This is a genomic window from Parabacteroides sp. AF18-52, assembly GCF_003479145.1.
In the GTDB taxonomy this organism is placed as follows: domain Bacteria; phylum Bacteroidota; class Bacteroidia; order Bacteroidales; family Tannerellaceae; genus Parabacteroides; species Parabacteroides faecis.
Genome location: NZ_QUGR01000005.1, coordinates 312,440 through 333,814 on the forward strand (window position 1 = coordinate 312,440; position 21,375 = coordinate 333,814).

Below are 21,375 nucleotides of genomic sequence, written 5' to 3' on the forward strand. Positions count from 1 at the left end.
TATAATTTTAAATTAGACATCTGGTCGAATGATTATTTCGTTCGACTGTTGGTGTAAAATGAATTGCTTCGTAAAGAGGTTGAGTTTTTGGAACCCTTTATTTTGAGGACAATCCTTTCAACTTACAAAAATAAGGTTGTCCCAACCAAACCTTTCCATCACCTACGGCTACAAACCGTAATTTAGCACGTGTCAAAGCCACATTCAGCAAATTGGGTTTGGATGAAGCCCAAGCAGCAGCGCCTTTTGTCTTTTCATCAAGTCCCAGACATAAAATGACACCTGCAGCCTGTTTTCCCTGGAAAGTATGGACCGTTCCGATATGAGCATCCAGCCATTTCTTCAGTTCATCATCTCCGATCGGTTTAAAGGGGGCAAGTGCTTGCTTTATCGGTTGACGCAATTCTTTTTTCAGGACAGATGGTATTTCCAAAAATGGAGAGATGACAAACAAATCCGGTAAATCCTGTAATTGACGGATCTCATCCATAATCATCAGCTTGATGACAGTTCCTTGTTCCGGTACATAATGACGACCACACACCTGACCCTCAACCTGTACAAATCCGTTCTGCATAATCAAACCAGACGCACCTCCCTGAGTCGAATTATACATCATATTATTATATGCGATCTCATTAGCAATGGAAAACATCGGATCGATACAACGGCGGTGAACCCGTAAAGGTGAACCGGTCCAGGTATCATTAGTAATCCAGCCATACGGATTCGCCCGGTCAGCCATCGACTGAACGGAAAGTGAAGTATGTATCTGCGTCTTATCCAGTCCAAAATAATGGCTAAAATTATTGATGATCTGCTCCGGTATTGTTACGACAGGCTCTATCTGGAAAGGGTCACCTACAATAACGGCCCGTTTCGAACGCCAGATAGCTCCGGCTGCTGCCTGTGGAACGGCCTGTCCTGCCTCATCTACAAATAACCACGGAATAGAACCCGCACCCAACGTACTGGACATACGCTGGATAGATGCAAAGGTGGAAGAGACGACAGGAACAACCAACCAAAACGTATTCCACATCGCCTGTATCTCCTTCTCGGTAAGGTCGCCACCCGTTTTCAGGTAATTGAAGAAACCATCCAATGTCGTTTTTATCCGACTCGATGTTGCATTTGCCCGGAGTATAAACAGCTCGTTCACCTTCATCGCTTCGATGAACAATTCGGATTGCAACTGCTTCAGTTTCTGAGAATACCAGGGAGAGGTTTCTTGTGTTTCCTTCGATTCGATTTGTTTCCAAAACTCAGCATCAGCATAGGCTCCTTTTAACTCCTGACGAGCTTTTTCAGTAGAATCTACCAGCAGAGTATATAATGCATTTACTTTATCATAATCCTTTTTACTCTTCTCCTGTCTCTTTTTCAGCTTCTCTATTTCTGAATAAAGTTCCTGTAACCGAGCCTTCTGCTCTGCAATAGTCTCTGTCTGCCTATTGTATTCCGACAAAACAGAAGCCACAGCCTTTTTATATTGAGTTCGTACTTCCTTACTGAACCAATATGTAAAAAATCCGGGACGAGTAGACTGCAACAGTTGCATTTCACTCTTTATTTCATCCCTTCTTCGCGTACCCTCTTCTATTTCAGCAGACAACAGAGCAGATGCATTTTCCCGTTTATTCAATTCTTCCTTATCAAAAGTCAAACGGTTCTCTGCATCTTCACACTGAATCCGAATCTTCTCTCTGTTTTCCTCATCTTTCATAAAACCAGTCAGACGGGATTTCTCATCCCCGACTTCATGGAGCTTCTTTTTAAAAGACGATACAACATTTAACCATTCTTCTTCTGTGGGTTTATAATCGGCTAACTGTTGCTTTAACGTATAGGTTTCCTTCTCCGAATTCCCATTCCAGATGCTACCGATCAGTTTTCGTTGATTTTCTTTATTTCCTAATACAGCAGCGATTATTCCCCAATATTGTTCATCCAGACATTCCTCACTAACCTGCCGGAAATATCCAACCTGATCAGAATAACCTTTTACTTCTCCTTTTAAGGGTAGTTCTTTTGAGATATTTTCTACCGCTCCGTTATTCGAAGAAGCAACAACAATACCTCCATCACTGATGGAAGGATCCGGTGCATAAATAAACGGAGTATATTTATCACTGACCTGTACCTCACCTATTTTACGGAAAGCCTTTGCCGGATCAGTAAAACCAACCATCTTTTTAGCACGCTTCACCAGAATTGCAGCAATAATATCCCTTAGCAAGGTTGTCTTTCCTGTTCCGGGAGGTCCGTTTACAGAAAATAGTCCCTCTTGTTTCTCGCCGGCCAACTCTTTATTGACAGTATTTACAGCAAACTGTTGCATCAAACTTGCCCCATAAGGAGACGGCCAACAACCATCCGGGTAATTTTCTGGAATCAGACTTTCTTTCAGAATCTCAGGATGCAGGGATAGGTCCGAATGAGCGAAATCTTCATTCAAACAGGCACTCAAATAATTCTTAAATGCTGTATTATAACCTTCTTTTTCATAAGAAGCAATTATCCGCTCCAAATCGTCGATATAGAAACTGTTCAATATATCAGCATTCGATTCATCCGGATCTGAAGGGTTATTTTTCTTGAAAACTTCTTCTGTCCGGATGTATATTTCCGTTTCAGGAGAAGTACTCCACTTCAGTTTCCGTATGATTAATGATTGAATTTCTTGTAGATTTTCGAGTGTCTGGGTATCTGACAAATAACTCAGAAAGTCTTCAACCAGTTCTTTCCGGTTCTCGGTTAATTGCTCAAACATATTAGATTTTAACTGATTAAAATCCTCCGACCAGGTATCGGTTTCCACCTTATCTTCTTCCAACTGTTTCAATGCCCAAGGCATCGTAGAAAGGCCAAATGTATTTTGTATGTATATACCCTGACAATCCAGTTTAAAAGAAGCATAACAAACCTTGGCATTAACCGGATTTGGGTTGATACTTTCATCCTTAAAGAATTTTTTTACAAAATCGGAAACAGATGTCAGAGAAAAGACACCCAGATAAATAGTGTATTGAATCGTCTTTCTCGGATCTTTTGCTTCCAACGGACGCATCCATGGAAGCTCCTCTCCCAATCGTTTTACACTATTATCTTTCGGAAGAAGAGCCGGAGAAAAATGTTCCAGTTTGTGCCAACAGGAAAGTATATGTTTATAATCTGGCATTGTATTATTTGTTAGCTGTTTCAATTAACCACCAACAAAATTACTAAATCATTTTAAATACAATGCATAGAGGTTTATACAATATCAAAATTTCTTTATTCCATCCTGGCTTTTACCTTTCCCCAGGCATGCGTATCAAACAAACAGCTACTCCGCATTGTATCGTACATTTCCCTGAAACGTGACATCGGTATCATAAAACTTAAAATATCCGGTTCAAAATAAGGACGCACGGAAGGGTCGAAGAATCCGATAAAAGTGCGCTTTCCCCCTCTCGCATTCTCAATAACAGCTTGTGTGACTACAGAGCAACAACCGGAGCCAAATAAAGAAGTAACGGCATCCTGTGAATTATTATCGAAAAATGCCCAGGTAGCCAAGCCGGAAAGCATATCGGGTGTTGCCAGGAACAGAATTCCTTCCAGATTATCGAAGTTCTCAACTTTATCCATTCGGGCAAAATTCAGATAATCCATCTTTGCTCTCGGAACTTGCAATTCCTCCAAAAACTCAGAAACGCCTTCAGGGGTTTGTTTGTATTTTTCTTTTAAAGACACAAATCCGGGAATCCGTTCGGGCATCTCTGTAAAACCAGTATAGAATTTTCCACCGCCACAACCGATATTTTCCACACTCAAAGTAACCGTTTGCCCATCCCTGACATCCTTCATACATTTGAATAAACATCCTCCGATTTTATCAACAGAGTTTACCGGTTGCTCTGAATACCAAAAGACGATTGGAAGATCCACTTTTTCACCAAATGCTTCACGATAATTATTGAGAAATACATTTATGTCCATGATCTGATTATTTATTGGTTTTGTCAAATATACGAAAAATTCAATTCTATTATAGTATATTTGAGCAATCATTACAATATAAATCAAAAGCTATGTATGAACTTCAACAAGCAGGAGAACAAAGCTACTATATAAACTCACCGGCAAAGATCGGTATCTATCGGCAAAACGATACGGATATTTATCTGATCGATAGCGGAAACGATAAAGAAGCGGCCAAAAAAATCATTAAGATTGCTGCTGCACAAAACTGGAAAATAAAAGGGATTATCAATACCCATTCCAATGCAGATCATATTGGAGGAAATGCTTATTTACAAACACAAATCGGCTGTCCGGTTTTTGCTAACGGGATAGAAGCAGCTTTTACACAATACCCCATATTAGAACCGTCATTCTTATATGGAGGATATCCCTGTAAAGAGTTACGGAATAAATTCCTGTTAGCGAAAGAAAGCCAAACGTTGCCTTTTGCCGATAAGGATTTCCCTCGTGAACTGGAGATCATTCCCCTACCCGGCCATTTTTTTGATATGGTAGGTTTTCGTACTCCTGATGATACCGTTTTCCTGGCAGATTGCATCAGTAGTGAATCAACTCTGAATAAATACCAGGTCTCTTTCATTTACGATGTTGCCCGTTACCTGGAAACACTGGATTTTGTTGAAAAGATGCAGGCTGCACGATTTATTCCTTCGCATGCAGAAATGACAACTGACATAAAAGAACTGGTATCTGTCAACCGGAATAAGATTTACGAGATAGCCGACACCCTGCTCGAAATCTGCTCCATCCCTCAAAATAGCGAAAACATTCTTCAGATGCTTTTCGACAAATACGGATTATCGATGAACTTTGAACAATACGTACTGGTAGGCAGCACGATCCGCTCCTATCTTTCCTGGCTCAAAGATCTGGGTAAATTATCCGTCAGCTTTGAGAACAATACGCTTCAATGGAAAAGCGTTCATTCACCCCATTAAATACAACCTCATGAAAATTATATCGGTAAAAGAAAATCCGGCATACAAAGACATAGCGATCAACTATCTGCAAAGTAAATGGCCTTCTGTATATCCCGTCATGTATGAGGATAGTATTAATCATTGTATAGATTCTCCGAGTTCTTTTCCACAATGGTATTTGTTGGAAAAAGATGATCAGATCATCGGCTGTGCAGGACTGATCACGAACGATTTTATCAGCCGGATGGATTTGTATCCATGGGTTTGCGCTGTGTATATAGACGAAACTCAACGAGGAAATTTTTATAGCAGCCTTTTATTGGAGAAAGCCAAAGAAGATACGGTTAAAGCAGGTTTTAACAAACTATACCTCAGCACCGAGCATATAGGCTTCTATGAAAAGCTGGGATTCAAATATATAGGACAAGGATACCATCCCTGGGAAGACGAATCACGGATATACGAAATAGAAATAAAAGCATAATTTCTCCGAATAACAGAGATTATGCTGTAACTTTTTCAACCTAATTCATGCTTTGATTTTGAATAAATACATATATTTGCTTCTAATAAAAATAAAGTTTATGAGAATCACGTATTTTATTATCACCCTCGCAATTTGTTTTTGTACTTCGCTTTTTGCGGAGAACAAAGCAAACGATTTAATGAAACAGGCACAGAACAGCCTGGAACAAAAGGACTTTACCAAAGCCCGTTATCTTTATATCCAAGCTTACAAAGCCTTCTCGAATGAAGGAGACTATACGCAAGCCATTGATTGTGGAACAAAAGCGACATATCTTTATTACCGCGAAAACTACTATCAGGAAGCGTTTGAGCTTTGCCGGCAAATGACCCAGTTTCTGTTGACCGAAGAACAAAAAGCACAGAAAACATTCTACGACCAGCGTTTCCAACTGACAAAAGAACGGCTACAAATGTACATCAAGCTCAAAAATGCAGTGCAAGCCCAACTTCAGTTGAATACTCTGGATAACCTGGTCAGTCAAGCCGGTAGCGACAAGCTCGCCGAAGATTTATTATATACCCAGGCAAGCTATTATTATACCTTCGGACAAAACGATCAGGGAGACGCCAGTTTTAACAAACTGATCAACCAGTTCAAAGACAAAAAAGAATACGACAAAGTGAGTGAATGTTACAGACATCTGATCTCCATTGCCCGTACGGCAAATAATGCTCCGTTAATGGAACGTACCTATGAAAAGTATATCGTCTGGACCGATTCAGTAAAGGCACTCAATGCACAGGATGAACTGGGAGCATTGCAACTGAAATATGATGAAAGCCAGAAAACCATACAGGAAAAAGATGACAAACTATCGGGCAAACAATACATGATAGTAGGTCTCTGCACATTGGTGGTTATTCTTATCGCGGCTTTGGCTTTACTTGCCTTCCTGTTGTTACGTTTCATTGTACTCAACAAAAAGCTGAAAAACATTATCCAGACAACCAACGAGCATAGTGAACAGCAAACCAAATTTATTCAAAGTATTTCCGAACAAATGGAGCCTACACTCAATATGCTTGATATGTCGGCAGGAGAATTACGTAATACAGCTCCCCAACAAGCGGCTTCTATCCAGAAACGTGTAGATGCTTTGAAACAATTCAGCCTGAACATTCAGGAACTTTCTTCTCTTGAAAGTTCTTTAATGGAGACTTACGAGACACAATCCTTCAACATGGGAAGTTTCTGCAAAAAAGCGATGGATAAAGTAAAGGATAAGATACATCCTGACGTAGAAGTGATCGTAGATGCTCCTCAATTGGAAGTAAAATCAAATCCGGAACAGCTGGAACGTGTCTTATTACATTTGTTGAATAATGCTGCTTCATACACGACATCCGGCAAAATATGGCTGGAATTCAAGAGAAAAGGAGCTCATCTTTGCCATCTTATCGTAACAGATAACGGTACAGGAATTCCTGATGAACAAAAAGAGAACCTGTTCAAACCATTCAACGAAGTCAAAGACCTGGCAGATGGCGACGGACTCGGATTGCCAATCTGTGCTCTGATCGCCAATAAACTGAATGGAAACCTGTCGATCGATAAAGACTACAAAAAAGGATGCAGGTTTATTCTGGTATTACAGATCTAAGAGAAACATTAATCACTTTATTTTCTATATAAAAGCCTTTCAGGAAAACTGGAAGGCTTTTTTGTTATTTATTTGACCATTTCAAAAAGAACATCTTTCAGATTGAAAGCAAAAAGAAGTATATATATTTCATATTGATACCAAAACAACAACTATCACATTAAATAGAAACCATCCATTCAGATAAAGCAAAAAAACGTCACACTTTAACATCACGACATATATCACAATGAAAGAAATATCCTATATTTGTCAAGCAATTTGATAACAAAATAGGCATTATACAAACATAAGGTCAACGAACAATGAAAGAACAGATCTATTTAAACAGAAAACAGGGATTATATGATCCAGCGAATGAACATGACGCCTGCGGTGTAGGAATGTTGGTAAACATTCACGGAGGAAAGTCGCACGACATTGTAGAGTCAGCCCTTAAAGTATTGGAAAATATGCGTCACCGTGGTGCAGAAGGTGCAGATAACAAGACGGGGGACGGTGCAGGTATTCTATTGCAGATTCCTCACGAATTTATTCTGTTGCAAGGGATTCCCGTACCGGAAAAAGGGAAATACGGTACAGGTCTGGTCTTTCTTCCTAAAGACGAAGCACAGCGATCCGCTATCCTCAGTATTATGATCGAAGAGATTGAAAAGGAAGGACTTACCCTGATGCACCTGCGGAAAGTTCCGGTCAACAGCGATATATTGGGGAAGGATGCCCTGGCAACAGAACCGGATATCAAGCAGCTCTTCGTGACCGGATGCGATAACCAACAAGAGCTGGAATTGAAGTTGTACGTTATCCGTAAACGTATTGAGAATAAAGTAGCAACCTCTGACCTGCCAGGCAGAAATGACTTCTATGTGACCTCGTTATCCACTAAAAATATTGTATATAAGGGAATGCTGGAGTCGATGCAACTTCGTCATTATTTTCCCGACCTGACAAATAATTATTTCACAAGCGGACTGGCATTGGTTCACTCCCGCTTCAGTACGAATACGTTCCCGACATGGAGCCTGGCCCAACCATTCCGTCTGCTGGCACATAACGGGGAGATCAATACGATCCGTGGAAACAGGGGATGGATGGAAGCACGGGAAAGCGTACTCACCTCACCTACGATCGGGAATATAGAAAGTATCCGTCCGATCATTCAGCCCGGGATGAGCGATAGTGCCTCACTGGACAATGTGCTGGAGTTTCTGGTCGCTTCCGGATTGAGTCTGCCTCATGCCATGGCGATGCTGGTACCGGAAAGTACAAATGAGAAGAATCCGATATCGGATGACCTGAAAGCGTTTTATGAATATCATTCTATCCTGATGGAACCGTGGGACGGACCGGCAGCTCTGTTATTCAGCGACGGACGGTTTGCCGGAGGTATGCTGGATCGTAATGGTTTGCGTCCGGCACGTTACCTGATCACGAAAAACGACATGATGCTGGTAGCTTCCGAAGTGGGCGTAATGGATTTTGAAGCAAACGAGATCAAAGAGAAAGGCCGTCTGCAACCGGGAAAAATATTGATGGTCGATACAGAGAAAGGCGAAATATATTATGACGGCGAACTGAAAAAACAACTCGCCGAAGCCAAACCTTATAAGACATGGCTGTCAAACAACCGCGTGGAACTGGACGAACTGAAATCAGGACGTAAAGTACCCCATACAGTCGAAAACTACAGTAAAATGTTACGCACCTTCGGGTACAGCCGCGAAGATGTGGAAAAGATCATCATGCCGATGTGTACCGGAGGTGCCGAACCGGTCGGCTCTATGGGGAATGATACGCCATTGGCCGTTCTATCCGATCGTCCGCAGTTATTGTTCAATTATTTCCGTCAGCAATTTGCCCAGGTGACCAATCCTCCGATCGACCCGATCCGCGAAGAACTGGTCATGAGTCTGGAAGAATATATAGGAGCCGTAGGTAATAATATCCTTGTGCCGAGTGAAAGCCATTGTAAAATGGTACGGCTGAATCATCCGATCCTGACCAACACGCAATTAGATTTGCTCTGCAACATCCGCTATAAAGGATTCAATGCAGTCAAACTGCCTATGTTGTTTGAAGTGGAAAAAGGACGGGAAGGCTTGAAAGCAGCCCTCGACGAGCTGTGCAAACAAGCGGAACAATCCGTTACCGACGGTGTAAACTACATCATCCTGAGTGATAAGAACGTAGATGAAAAGAGGGCACCTATCCCGTCGCTGCTTGCCGTCAGTGCCGTACATCATCACCTGATCTCCGTACAAAAACGTGTACAGACAGCTCTGGTCGTTGAAACCGGCGAGATGCGCGAGGTTATGCATGCCGCCCTCCTGCTGGGGTACGGAGCAAGTGCCATCAATCCGTATATGGTTTTTGCCATCCTGAAAGAGCTGGAGGGGAAACATGAAATCCAGCTGAACTACGAAACGGCACGCAAGAATTATGTAAAATCCATTTGCAAAGGGCTTTTCAAAGTGATGAGTAAAATGGGGATCAGTACTATCCGCAGTTATCGCGGAGCCAAACTGTTCGAAGCCGTCGGTTTGGATGCCGGACTGGCGCGCACCTATTTCGGCGGTACGACCAGCAACGTCGGCGGTATACGCCTGGATGAGATCGCCCGTGATGCGATCGTTCTGCATCAGCAGGCTTTTAACCTTCCAATTGATGATATGCTGGAACATAAAGGGATATACAGCTTCCGGAAAGACGGGGAGAAACATGCCTGGAACCCGGAAACCATTTCTACCCTGCAACTGGCTACACGCCTGGGCAGTTACAAGAAGTTCAAAGAATATACCCATATGGTGGACGAAAAAGAATCGCCCATCTTCCTGCGTGACTTCCTTACTTTCAAGAAACAAAAATCTATTCCGGTCGAACAGGTGGAACCCGCCTCCGAAATTATGAAGCGTTTCGTCACAGGCGCCATGAGCTTCGGCTCCATCAGCAAAGAAGCACATGAGACGATGGCTATGGCGATGAACAAGATACATGGCCGGAGCAATACCGGTGAAGGAGGTGAAGACCCGGTACGCTTCACGCCACGTAAAGATGGTTCGTCACTCCGCTCCGCGATCAAACAGGTGGCATCCGGACGTTTTGGCGTTACTACGGAATATCTGGTCAACGCGGATGAGATACAGATTAAGGTTGCCCAGGGTGCCAAACCGGGAGAAGGCGGTCAGTTACCGGGATATAAGGTCAATGATATCATTGCCAGGACTCGTCATTCCATACCGGGTATTTCGTTGATCTCCCCTCCTCCCCACCATGATATTTATTCGATCGAAGATCTGGCACAACTGATCTTCGACCTGAAGAATGTCAATCCGAAAGCAGAGATCAGTGTCAAACTGGTATCGGAAAGCGGCGTCGGAACGATCGCCGCCGGAGTTGCCAAGGCGAAGGCCGACCGTATTGTCATCTCCGGGGCAGAGGGAGGAACAGGTGCGTCACCGATCAGTTCGATCCGTTATGCGGGATTACCCCCCGAACTGGGTTTGTCGGAGACGCAGCAGACATTGGTTATGAACAATCTGCGCGGACAAGTCCGCCTGCAAACCGACGGGCAACTGAAGACCGGACGCGACATCGTCCTGATGGCAATGCTGGGAGCCGAAGAATTTGGTTTTGCCACCTCTGCCCTGATCGTCCTGGGTTGTGTCATGATGCGCAAATGTCATATGAATACCTGCCCTGTCGGCGTTGCGACACAAGATGAAGAGCTGCGGAAACGTTTCCACGGACGGCATGAGTACCTGGTAAACTTCTTTACTTTCCTGGCGGAAGAGGTACGCGAATATCTGGCGGAAATGGGCTACAGCAAACTGGATGATATTATCGGACGGACAGATTTTATAATTAGAATTAGAAAGGGGACGCAGATGACGCAGAATACGCAGACAGACGCAGAACTGAAAAATTTTAATCTGCGAAAGTCTGCGTTCTCTGCGTCATCTGCGTCCCCTTTCAAATACGATCTTTTAGATTTTTCTCATCTATTGCACCTCCCGGAACAAGCTGCTCACACAGCTATCCATCATCTGACCAACCAGGTACATCAAATAGAGAATGTGAAAGATGTGGACATCATCCGTCATGCACAGGCAGCCATCGAACAGCAGCAGGAAGTATCGCTCGATTATGCCATCGCCAACACAGACCGCAGCGTCGGCGCCATGCTTTCCGGTGAAATAGCCAAACGTTACGGAAATGCCGGACTGCCGGAACATACGCTCAATATAAAATTCAAAGGTTCGGCCGGACAGAGCTTCGGTGCCTTTCTTGCCCACGGCGTTCATTTCCGCCTGGAAGGAGAAGCGAACGATTATCTCGGAAAAGGTCTTAGCGGCGGACGTATCAGCCTGATGCCACCGGTACGCTCCACCTTCGTTGCCGAGGACAATACGATTGCCGGCAATACCTTATTATACGGGGCAACCGGTGGAGAAGTCTACATCAATGGTCGTGTCGGCGAACGTTTCTGCGTACGTAACAGCGGAGCCATAGCCGTAGTGGAAGGTGTAGGCGACCATTGCTGCGAATACATGACGGGAGGCCGTGTTGTCGTCCTCGGTCGCACAGGCCGCAACTTTGCTGCCGGAATGAGCGGCGGTGTGGCCTACGTATGGAACAAGACCGGCGATTTCGATTATTACTGCAATATGGAAATGGTCGAACTCTCCCTGATCGAAGACAGTGCCACCCGTAAGGAACTGCATGAACTGATCCGTAAGCACTACCACTACACAGGCAGCCATCTGGCCGGAAAGATGCTGGACAACTGGGATAAACAGGTAGATGAATTCATCCGTATCGTCCCGATCGAATATAAGAAAGTCCTGCAGGAAGAACAGATGAAAAAGTTGCAGCAGAAGATTGCGGAGATGCAGCGAGATTATTAAACTGATTTTTTTGACATTAGACATTTAAACATCATGGGAAATCCAAGAGCATTCCTCACCATACATAGACAAGAAGCAGGCTATCGTCCTGTAGAAGACCGTATCGACGATTTCAGCGAAGTAGAACAAACACTCAACAGCAGCGATCGCCGCCGTCAGGCTTCCCGTTGCATGGACTGCGGCGTTCCTTTCTGCCATTGGGCTTGCCCACTCGGAAACAAACAACCGGAATGGCAAGACTTCCTTTATAAAGGACAATGGCGTGAAGCCTATCACGTACTGGAACAGACCTGCGACTTTCCGGAGTTTACCGGTCGCATCTGCCCTGCCCTCTGCGAAAAAAGCTGCGTGCTGAAACTGAGTTGCGATGAACCCGTCACCATCCGTGAAAATGAAGTCGCCATCATCGAAGCTGCCTTCCGTGAAGGTTTTGTACAGCCGGTCTCCCCCGTACGTAACGGAAAACGCGTCGCCGTCATAGGCAGCGGTCCGGCAGGACTGACTGTTGCCAATCAGTTAAACCGCAGAGGATACGAAATCACAGTCTTTGAAAAAGACGAACTACCGGGTGGTCTGCTCCGTTTCGGCATTCCGAACTTCAAACTGAGCAAAAACATCATCGACCGGCGTATCCGCCTGATGGAAAAGGAAGGTATCCGGTTCCGGGTCAACACCATGGTAGGAAAAGAAATCCTTGCCAAGGATATAGTAAAGGAATACGATGCCGTCTGTGTCGCCATCGGAGCTGAAACACCCCGTGACCTGCCGATCGAAGGCCGTAACCTGAAAGGCGTCCATTTCGCCCTCGAACTGCTGGGACAACAAAACCGTCTTTTGGAAGGTATCGTCATCCCTCCCAAAAGTATCATCAACTGTAAAGGCAAGAAAGTTCTCGTCATCGGCGGCGGCGATACCGGAAGCGACTGCGTAGGAACAGCCAATCGTCACGGTGCAGCAAGTGTGACACAAATCGAGATTATGCCGAAACCGCCTATCGGTCATAACCCTGAAACTCCCTGGCCCATGTATCCACAGGTACTAAAGACCAGCAGCAGCCATGAAGAAGGTTGCCTTCGCCGGTGGAATCTCGCTTCCTGCCGTTTCATCGGAGATAAAAATACGTTGAAAGGCGTAGAAGTAGAGGAAGTAGAATGGCATTCATCTGCAAACGGAGGCCGTCCCGAAATGAAACTGACGGGAAAGAAAGAGATCATCGAAGCCGACCTCGTATTCCTGGCCATGGGTTTTGTCCATCCCGAACAGGAAGGTCTTGTCAAAGAGCTTTCACTGGCAGTAGATACCCGTAAAAACATTGTCGTCGACCATAAGCACCAGATAGCCGACAGCAAACTATTCGCCTGCGGCGATGCCGTCAGTGGTGCCAGCCTGGTCGTTCGCGCCATGGCTTCGGGCAGGGAAACGGCAAAAGCAATAGACAACTATCTAACAAAATAAAACAATAACGATTATGTGTGGCATTACAGCAATCTTCAACATCCGTGAAGACGCCTCCGCCCTCCGTGGCCAGGCATTGGAAATGAGTAAACGAATCCGTCACCGCGGACCGGACTGGAGCGGCATCTACCAGGGACGCACTGCCATCCTTGCCCACGAACGCCTCTCCATCGTCGACCCGGCCTCCGGTGGTCAGCCTCTGAAAAGTAAAGACGGCAAACTGATCCTGACCGTAAACGGTGAAATCTATAACCACCGTGAAATCCGTGAAGAGCTAAAAGACGAATACGAATTTCTGACCGGTTCCGACTGCGAAGTCATCCTCGCCCTCTACCGCAAATACGGTACCGGTTGCGTCGAACGGCTCAGCGGCATCTTTGCCTTCGCCCTCTACGACGAAGAAAACGATACCTACCTGATCGCCCGCGACCCTATCGGTGTCATCCCCCTTTATATGGGTTACGACGACCACGGCCATCTTCTCATCTCTTCCGAACTGAAAGGTCTGGAAGGTTTCGCTACCATGTACGACCAGTTCAAACCCGGCCATTATTTCTATAGCAAAGATATCGACCTCACCCGATGGTACGTCCGTGACTGGATGGATTATGAAAATGTAAAAGAGAACCCCGCCCGTGCAGAAGAATTACATGATGCCCTCGAATCCGCCGTCCAACGCCAACTGATGAGCGATGTTCCCTACGGTGTCCTCCTTTCCGGCGGCCTGGACTCTTCCATCATTTCAGCCATTGCCAGGAAATACGCTGCCAAACGTATCGAAACCGATAACAAAGCCGATGCCTGGTGGCCGCAACTCCACTCTTTCGCTATCGGCCTGAAAGGTGCCCCTGACCTGGCCGCAGCCAGGAAGGTAGCCGACTACATCGGCACCGTCCACCACGAAATCAACTATACGGTACAGGAAGGGCTCGATGCCATCCGCGACGTAATCTATTATATTGAGACGTACGATGTAACGACCGTACGCGCCTCCACTCCGATGTATCTCTTGTCCCGCGTGATCAAAAGTATGGGTATCAAGATGGTGTTGAGCGGTGAAGGAGCCGATGAAGTTTTCGGTGGTTATCTCTATTTCCACAAGGCACCCGATGCCAAAGCATTCCACGAGGAGACCTTACGTAAACTAAGTAAATTATACATGTATGATTGCCTGCGTGCCAACAAAAGCCTTTGTGCCTGGGGTGTGGAAGGCCGTGTCCCCTTCCTCGACAAAGAATTTCTGGATGTAGCAATGCGCCTGAACCCAGCAGCCAAAATGTGCCAGGGCAAGACCATCGAAAAGAAAATCCTCCGCGAAGCCTTTGCCGGCATGTTACCGGAAGAAATCGCCTGGCGTCAGAAAGAACAGTTCTCCGACGGTGTAGGCTATAGCTGGATTGACAACTTAAAGAAGATCACATCCGAACTGATCACCGACGAAGAGATGAAACATGCGGCAGAACGTTTCCCGATCAATACGCCTCAAAACAAAGAGGAGTATTATTACCGTACTATCTTCGAAGAACATTTCCCCAGCGAAAGTGCCGCACGCAGCGTTCCTTCCGTTCCGAGCGTCGCCTGCTCCACAGCTGAAGCATTGGCGTGGGATGCTACTTTCAGTAATATGAACGAACCGAGCGGACGTTCTATCAAAGGAGTACATGAAGCGGCTTACTGACCGTGACATAAACCGAGTCAACCCTTTTTATTGATTAGGCAGAAAGTAGTCAACTAAAATCGTTAAACTACACAATAAAAGTGTTTCAACGTAATGGAACAACTGTTTCATTACGTTGAAACAACTGTTCCATTAGGGTGAAACACTTTCAAGGTTATAGTCGTCCGGATAACATTCCGGCAGTTATAAAAAATCTTCCCTAACCGGACTAAACGTATCGATCAACACACCGGCTTCCACACATTCGCATCCATGTAAAACACCTGGTTTCATATAAACGCCATCTCCTGTCCTGACGATCTTTGTTTCCCCGTCCGTCATAAAATTAAACACGCCACTGGCCACATAAGTAGTCTGTGTATGCGGATGTGTATGAGGTGCCCCGACTGCTCCGGTCTCAAACTTCACCTTTACCATCATCAAATCATCATTATATCCCATGATCTGACGCTGCACACCTCCACCGAGGTCTTGCCATTCTATCTTTTCTTCAAATTGAAAATTAGCACTTTCCTGATTCATAACCTATTATTTTACATTTTAATAGAATGTAAAGATAAACGATAATACATATTCTTCAAATATTGATATAATATTTTCATGCAGTCAGGATTGATGATTCATCTATAAGATCGCTTTATCTTTTCTTTAAATTAAAAAAAACAGGAATATAGTAAGATAAGAAAAAAGAATTCACACCCTAGTTCTTGAAGAACTTATGCATTTCAAGGGTACAAATATAATTTATTTTACTATTCGTGGTTGTTAATTGTGTAATAATCAGAGTTCATTTTTTGTGTGTTAATAATAACATATACATCCATAATAGTGGTTAATAAACTTTTGACTATATCTAACAGGCATATTATAAGCAAATTACCGTATTCGTTTATTCATAGTTCTTCAAGAACTACACACAATAGTAAAGGAGAAAGAGTTCTATTGCGATGGACAATACAAAGGAAAAGGAGATTAATATAATTGATAATTTATTTTGGAAAATTGCTATTAAAGATGACGAAACTGCATTCCGTACTCTTTTTTTTCAATTTTTCTCCCCTTTGTGTGTCTTTGCCCACCGATACATAGATAATTGGGAAACCTGTGAAGATATTGTACAGGATACTTTTTTTAAAATATGGAAAAACAGGAAAAACATAGAAATAAACACCTCTAGTCGAAACTTTCTTATTACCAGTGTCAGAAATGGCTGTATAGACAATCTAAGAAAAAAAGAATCGGAACTGGACTGGCAACAAAAAGAGTCGATCTCTGTCCAAAGCTATTCATCCGAAGATATATACACAACCATTGAGCTGGAGCAAATGCTAAATGCCGCATTGTCCAAACTCCCGGAAAATATCCGGAGCGTTTTTGAAAAGAATAGATTCGGAGGAAAAACATACAACGAAATCGCTATCGAACACAATATTTCCATAAAAACAGTAGAAGCTCATATGACGAAAGCTCTAAAACACCTGAGGGTGGAACTGAAGGATTATCTGCCATTGCTACTACTCTTTATCCATTAACACATTTTAATATAGGGTAATTGATGGACCTATACGTCTAATACAAAAATCATAAAAGTGGAAATAAACACAGAACATATTATAGCGTATCTGGAAAATCGTTTATCAGCAGAAGAAAAGGAGATTTTCGATCATTTAATACAGGATTCCCCTGAATTAAAAAAAGAAGTCGATGATTTACGTTTTATCCTTCAAAGGGCTGATGATCTGAATCTCCAAAGACAAATCGATCCGACCGCACACTGGAAAAAAGTATCCAGACGGATCGCTTTTGAAAGTTATAAAAATAAAGCCTGGAGACTACTCCGTTCCAGTGCTGCTGTTTTATTAATCCCTGCATTGATTACGAGTTATATCCTATATAACACATTAAATGAATGGAATAACAAGCCTATAGAACAATTAGAGGTCACATCTGCCTACGGATTAGTATCAAAAGTAACATTATCTGACGGATCTGAAGTCTGGTTGAACTCCGGTTCCCGTCTCTCCTTCCCGGAAAGATTTACCGGAAAAGAGAGAAATGTTTCATTATCCGGAGAAGCCTATTTTAAAGTTTCCTCCGATAAAGAAAACCGGTTTAACGTTACTATCCCGGGCAACCTGGTAGTCAGTGCCTACGGTACAGAGTTCAATATCAACGCATACGAAGAAGACAAAAATATTGAAACAACTTTAGCCAAGGGCCATGTCGATGTATCGGAAATCGATCAACCCTCCTTCAGGACATTGCATCCGGGGCAACAGGTAACCTTTAATAAAGAAACCAACAAGATGGATGTTGCTGATGCCAACCTATTGGTCACCACTTCATGGAAAGACGGAAAAATGATTTTCCGCCGGGCTAGTATGGCTGAAATCATCCGGCGTTTATCCCGCCATTTCAACGTTGATATAAAACTGGAAGGAAAAGAAATATACAATTATGAATATTCCGCAACTTTCACGACTGAATCATTAAGCAATATACTACAACTATTAGAAAAGACAGCACCTATCAAATGCCGGATCATAGAGCCTGAACAAAGTGATGACTATTCATATTCAAGGCGAACAGTCATTATACGATCATTAAAATAAAAAAAATCACTTTTTTCATAGGGGGTTTGAAAGGTAGTACGTCTAATATACAAAAGCGAACTGGTATTAATTATTTGTTAACTTAAAAAATAAATTATGACATGAAAACGTAAAGACAAAAACGGGAAAATGCTGACTACATTTCCCCGCTTATTCCAAATTCATTACCTATCCGAAAATCTCACCTGACGAATGGTAATCGTTTAATTAAGTTATTTATAAACCTAATCAATTTAGACAATGTGAAATTATGAAGAATTTGTCAAAACAAAAAGGTTTTAAGTCTAATTTTGACTTATTACCAAAAATTCCAATGCGTATGCGGATCGCTTCTCTTTTTCTCGCAGGCTTTTTATTTCAAGCCAACGCTGAAGCTTTATATTCCCAATCTGCACTTGTATCCCTGAAAATGGAAAATGCAACAGTGGAAGAAGTATTGAATAAGATTGAAGAAAAGTCTGATTTCTATTTCTTATACAATAGCAAACTGGTAAACGTTGACCGTAAAGTATCTGTTTCTGTTAACGGAAATAGTATAGAAACTATCCTACATTATTTATTCGATGGGACTGATGTCGATTATAAGGTAAGTAACAGACAGATCATATTAAGCCGAAAAGAAGATACAACAAATACTATTACAGGCCAACATGGAAAAATCATTACAGGAACGGTTATCGATGCCACCGGTTACCCCGTGATCGGAGCCAATGTGGTGATCAAAGGTACTACCAACGGAACCGTTACCGATGCGGATGGTAAATTCTCCTTACAGGTCTCGGAAGGAGATATCCTTGAGGTTTCTTTTATCGGATATTTATCGTTTGAGACAAAGGTAAGTAGTGCCAACCAATACTCAGTGACATTAAAAGAAGACAGCCAGAAACTGGACGAAATCGTTGTCGTAAGTTATGGTACCCAGAAAAAAAGAGAATTGACGGGAGCCGTAAGTACGATGAAAGCAGATGATTTTGCCGATGTACCGGTAGCACAGCTTTCACAGAAAGTTCAGGGACAGATCCCTGGCGTACAAGTCGTTCAGCAGTCGGGTATTCCCGGTCAGGGAATGGCATTCAGAATCCGTGGTGCAGCATCCATCAACAACTCCAGCCAACCGCTGATTGTAGTCGACGGAATGCCTATATCAACAGGCCTGAATAATCTGAACCCCGATGATATCGAAAGCTTCACCGTCCTGAAGGATGCGGCAGCTTCCTCTCTTTATGGCTCCAGAGCAGCTAACGGTGTTGTTCTTATTACGACCAAAAAAGCCAAACAAGGACGTACTGAAGTTACTTTAAACACCTATTTCGGAGTTCAGACACTTAAAGGGCTGAGTGATTTTGATAATTTCGATATGATGGATGCCAGAGAATTCGCACAATATAAGAAAGAATGGTACGAAGATAAAGCCAAATACGAAGGCTATACCGACGGAGTTCCGGAAATGTACCAGCATCCCGAACAATATGGAAAAGGCACAAACTGGTATGAAGAAGTGACACGCTCGGCAGCTACAATACAAAATTACACGTTGAACGTAAGTGGCAGCAAAGATAAATTCAATACGAATATATCTCTCGGCTATTTCAAACAGGAAGGTTTGGTAGTTAATTCCAATTTTGAACGTTTCACTTTCAGAGCGAATAATGACTATCAGGTAAATGATAAGATCCGTTTAGGATTGAATATATCTCCGATGGTTCAGAATTATACTAATGCGAATACGGACGGTCAACGACAAATATTAAGTGCCTCTCTTTCGGCTGACCCTTGCGTAAGTCCTTATGATGAAAACGGAGACCTTACTATCGCGATCAACTCGCCGGGAATGTTCGGACAGCCGAACTGGAAACGTTATGCAAATGAAAGACTTAATAATTACAGGATATATACAATCCTGGCTAATGCTTTTGCCGACGTGGATATTTACGCCGGAATAAAATATAAATTCCAGATCAGTGCAGACTTAGGTTCCCGCCGCTTCAGAGAATGGACTCCGTCGACTTCACAAGGGTCGTGGGTACAGGCACCGCCTAATAAAGCTTATAGTCAGCATAACTCGGAACAATATTATACATGGACAGCTGAAAACCTGCTGACATATGCTAAAGAGATCGCAGATCATAAGTTTGACCTTATGGCTGGTTATTCCGCTCAGAAATTTGTTTCCGAGTACGGTAATCTGAACGGAACTGATTTCGGAGACGATGATATCCCCTGGATAAGTGCCGCTGCTACTAAAGGAGGAAGTGCCGGTATCGATGAATGGGCTCTGGCTTCAATAATCGGACGTGTCAATTACAGCTTTAAAGACAGATATTTCTTACAGGCCAATATCCGTCGTGACGGTTGTTCCCGTTTTGGTGTAAACAATCGGTGGGCTACATTCCCTTCTGTTTCCGCAGGTTGGGTTTTCTCGGATGAATCTTTCATGAGTCATGTAAATAATGTAATGAATTATGCGAAGGTCAAAGCAAGCTACGGTGTCACTGGTAACTACAATATCGGTAACTATGACCATTGGTCTACAGTAGGAGTCGGCAACTATATTTTAGGAAATACATTGGTACCCGGTAAAGGTCTTACAGCTATAGGTAACAGCGGTTTGACCTGGGAAGAAACGGATCAATGGGATATTGGTTTGGAATTGGGTTTCCTGAATGACCGTATCTTTATGACATACGACTTCTATAACAAATTCACAGACGGAATGCTTTACCAAATAGATATGCCCTGGTCTACCGGCTTTGACAATATCAAAGCAAATATCGGTAAATTCCGTGCATGGGGTCATGAACTATCTATCGAGTCCAGAAACCTTATCGGCAATTTCAAATGGAAAACAAATCTGAATCTGACCATTCCCAGAAATGAGGTGAAAGCCCTCGGCCCCAACAACGTGCCAATCGGTGGATACGATGTTGCTGAAGACTGGAACCGTCTGGAAGTAGGCCAACCTATCGGTATAATCATGGGATATGTTTTCGACGGCGTTTATATGACACAGGAAGAATTTAATTCGCAGCCCAAACACGTAACATCCGTTGTCGGATCGGCACGCATGAAAGATACAAACAATGATGGTGTGATCGATATCTATGACCGTGTTAAAATTGCAGATCCTAATCCGAGTGTATTATTTGGTATTACCAACGAATTTTCATGGAAGGATTTTGACTTAAGCATTTTCTTACAAGGACAAATCGGAGGTGATGTTGTTGCCGGTATATATGAAAACTGTTGGAATCTCGATGGTGTATTCAATGTATCGAAAGATGTAAAAGATCGTTGGAGATCTGAAGAAAATCCGGGTAACGGTAAAATCCCCCGTACTTACGGTCCTTCAACAGAACTTTTCCGTAGTTATCATACGGGAATGGTCTATGACGCATCTTATATATCGCTCCGCAATGTAACACTCGGATATAATATACCTATTAAAAAGAATGCATACATATCAAAAATACGGCCTTATATTTCCGGACAGAATCTGGCTATAATAAAAGCCTATCCGGGAACCAACCCAGAGGCTAGCAGTAGCAGTAGTCTAAGTTGGAGAGGATTAGGTATAGACAGAACAAACTATCCGATACCAAGAACATTTACTATTGGCTGTAATATTACATTTTAAGTTGTATCGTATAA

The 21,375-nt window shown here is 43.3% G+C and carries 12 protein-coding genes; 9 read left to right on the forward strand and 3 right to left on the reverse strand.

Features of this window, described 5'->3' with window-relative positions; translation table 11 throughout:
- Positions 1–97 precede the first annotated feature (97 nt).
- Positions 98–3,181 carry an ATP-binding protein gene (locus DWX23_RS11455; RefSeq protein WP_122374578.1) on the reverse strand — a complete coding sequence of 1,028 codons (3,084 nt, stop codon included), beginning with the start codon at positions 3,179–3,181 and terminating at the stop codon, positions 98–100.
- A gap of 95 nt (positions 3,182–3,276) precedes the next feature.
- Entirely contained in the window at positions 3,277–3,984 is a 708-nt protein-coding gene (locus tag DWX23_RS11460) for a DUF169 domain-containing protein (RefSeq protein WP_122374579.1), read from the reverse strand.
- A 92-nt stretch (positions 3,985–4,076) separates the two neighbouring features.
- On the opposite strand from DWX23_RS11460, the gene DWX23_RS11465 reads away from it, so the two are divergent.
- The 6 genes from DWX23_RS11465 to asnB all read left to right on the forward strand — a co-directional run bounded on the left by DWX23_RS11465 (position 4,077) and on the right by asnB (position 15,115).
- On the forward strand, positions 4,077–4,967 hold the full coding sequence (locus DWX23_RS11465) for an MBL fold metallo-hydrolase (protein WP_122374580.1): 891 nt from the start codon (positions 4,077–4,079) through the stop codon (positions 4,965–4,967).
- A 10-nt stretch (positions 4,968–4,977) separates the two neighbouring features.
- Positions 4,978–5,433 carry a GNAT family N-acetyltransferase gene (locus DWX23_RS11470; RefSeq protein ID WP_122374581.1) on the forward strand — a complete coding sequence of 152 codons (456 nt, stop codon included), beginning with the start codon at positions 4,978–4,980 and terminating at the stop codon, positions 5,431–5,433.
- A 100-nt stretch (positions 5,434–5,533) separates the two neighbouring features.
- On the forward strand, positions 5,534–7,078 hold the full coding sequence (locus DWX23_RS11475) for a HAMP domain-containing sensor histidine kinase (protein ID WP_122374582.1): 1,545 nt from the start codon (positions 5,534–5,536) through the stop codon (positions 7,076–7,078).
- 305 nt (positions 7,079–7,383) lie between these two features.
- Positions 7,384–11,982, forward strand: a complete 4,599-nt coding sequence (gene gltB / locus DWX23_RS11480) for a glutamate synthase large subunit (RefSeq protein WP_122374583.1) — start codon at positions 7,384–7,386, stop codon at positions 11,980–11,982.
- 33 nt (positions 11,983–12,015) lie between these two features.
- Positions 12,016–13,437, forward strand: coding sequence for a glutamate synthase subunit beta (locus DWX23_RS11485; RefSeq protein ID WP_122374584.1), 1,422 nt, complete (start codon positions 12,016–12,018; stop codon positions 13,435–13,437).
- Positions 13,438–13,450: 13 nt separating this feature from the next.
- Positions 13,451–15,115 (forward strand): asparagine synthase B, encoded by a 1,665-nt coding sequence (gene asnB / locus DWX23_RS11490; RefSeq protein ID WP_122374585.1) that lies wholly within the window; start codon positions 13,451–13,453, stop codon positions 15,113–15,115.
- A gap of 183 nt (positions 15,116–15,298) precedes the next feature.
- Here the strand turns inward: asnB and DWX23_RS11495 are convergent, their stop codons facing one another.
- Positions 15,299–15,637, reverse strand: coding sequence for a cupin domain-containing protein (locus DWX23_RS11495; RefSeq protein ID WP_122374586.1), 339 nt, complete (start codon positions 15,635–15,637; stop codon positions 15,299–15,301).
- A 425-nt stretch (positions 15,638–16,062) separates the two neighbouring features.
- On the opposite strand from DWX23_RS11495, the gene DWX23_RS11500 reads away from it, so the two are divergent.
- The 3 genes from DWX23_RS11500 (at position 16,063) to DWX23_RS11510 (ending at position 21,361) form a co-directional block, all read left to right on the forward strand.
- Entirely contained in the window at positions 16,063–16,647 is a 585-nt protein-coding gene (locus DWX23_RS11500) for an RNA polymerase sigma-70 factor (protein ID WP_122357242.1), read from the forward strand.
- Positions 16,648–16,704: 57 nt separating this feature from the next.
- On the forward strand, positions 16,705–17,727 hold the full coding sequence (locus DWX23_RS11505) for a FecR family protein (protein ID WP_122357241.1): 1,023 nt from the start codon (positions 16,705–16,707) through the stop codon (positions 17,725–17,727).
- A 250-nt stretch (positions 17,728–17,977) separates the two neighbouring features.
- Positions 17,978–21,361, forward strand: coding sequence for a TonB-dependent receptor (locus tag DWX23_RS11510; RefSeq protein ID WP_233587582.1), 3,384 nt, complete (start codon positions 17,978–17,980; stop codon positions 21,359–21,361).
- The last annotated feature ends 14 nt before the right edge of the window (positions 21,362–21,375 follow it).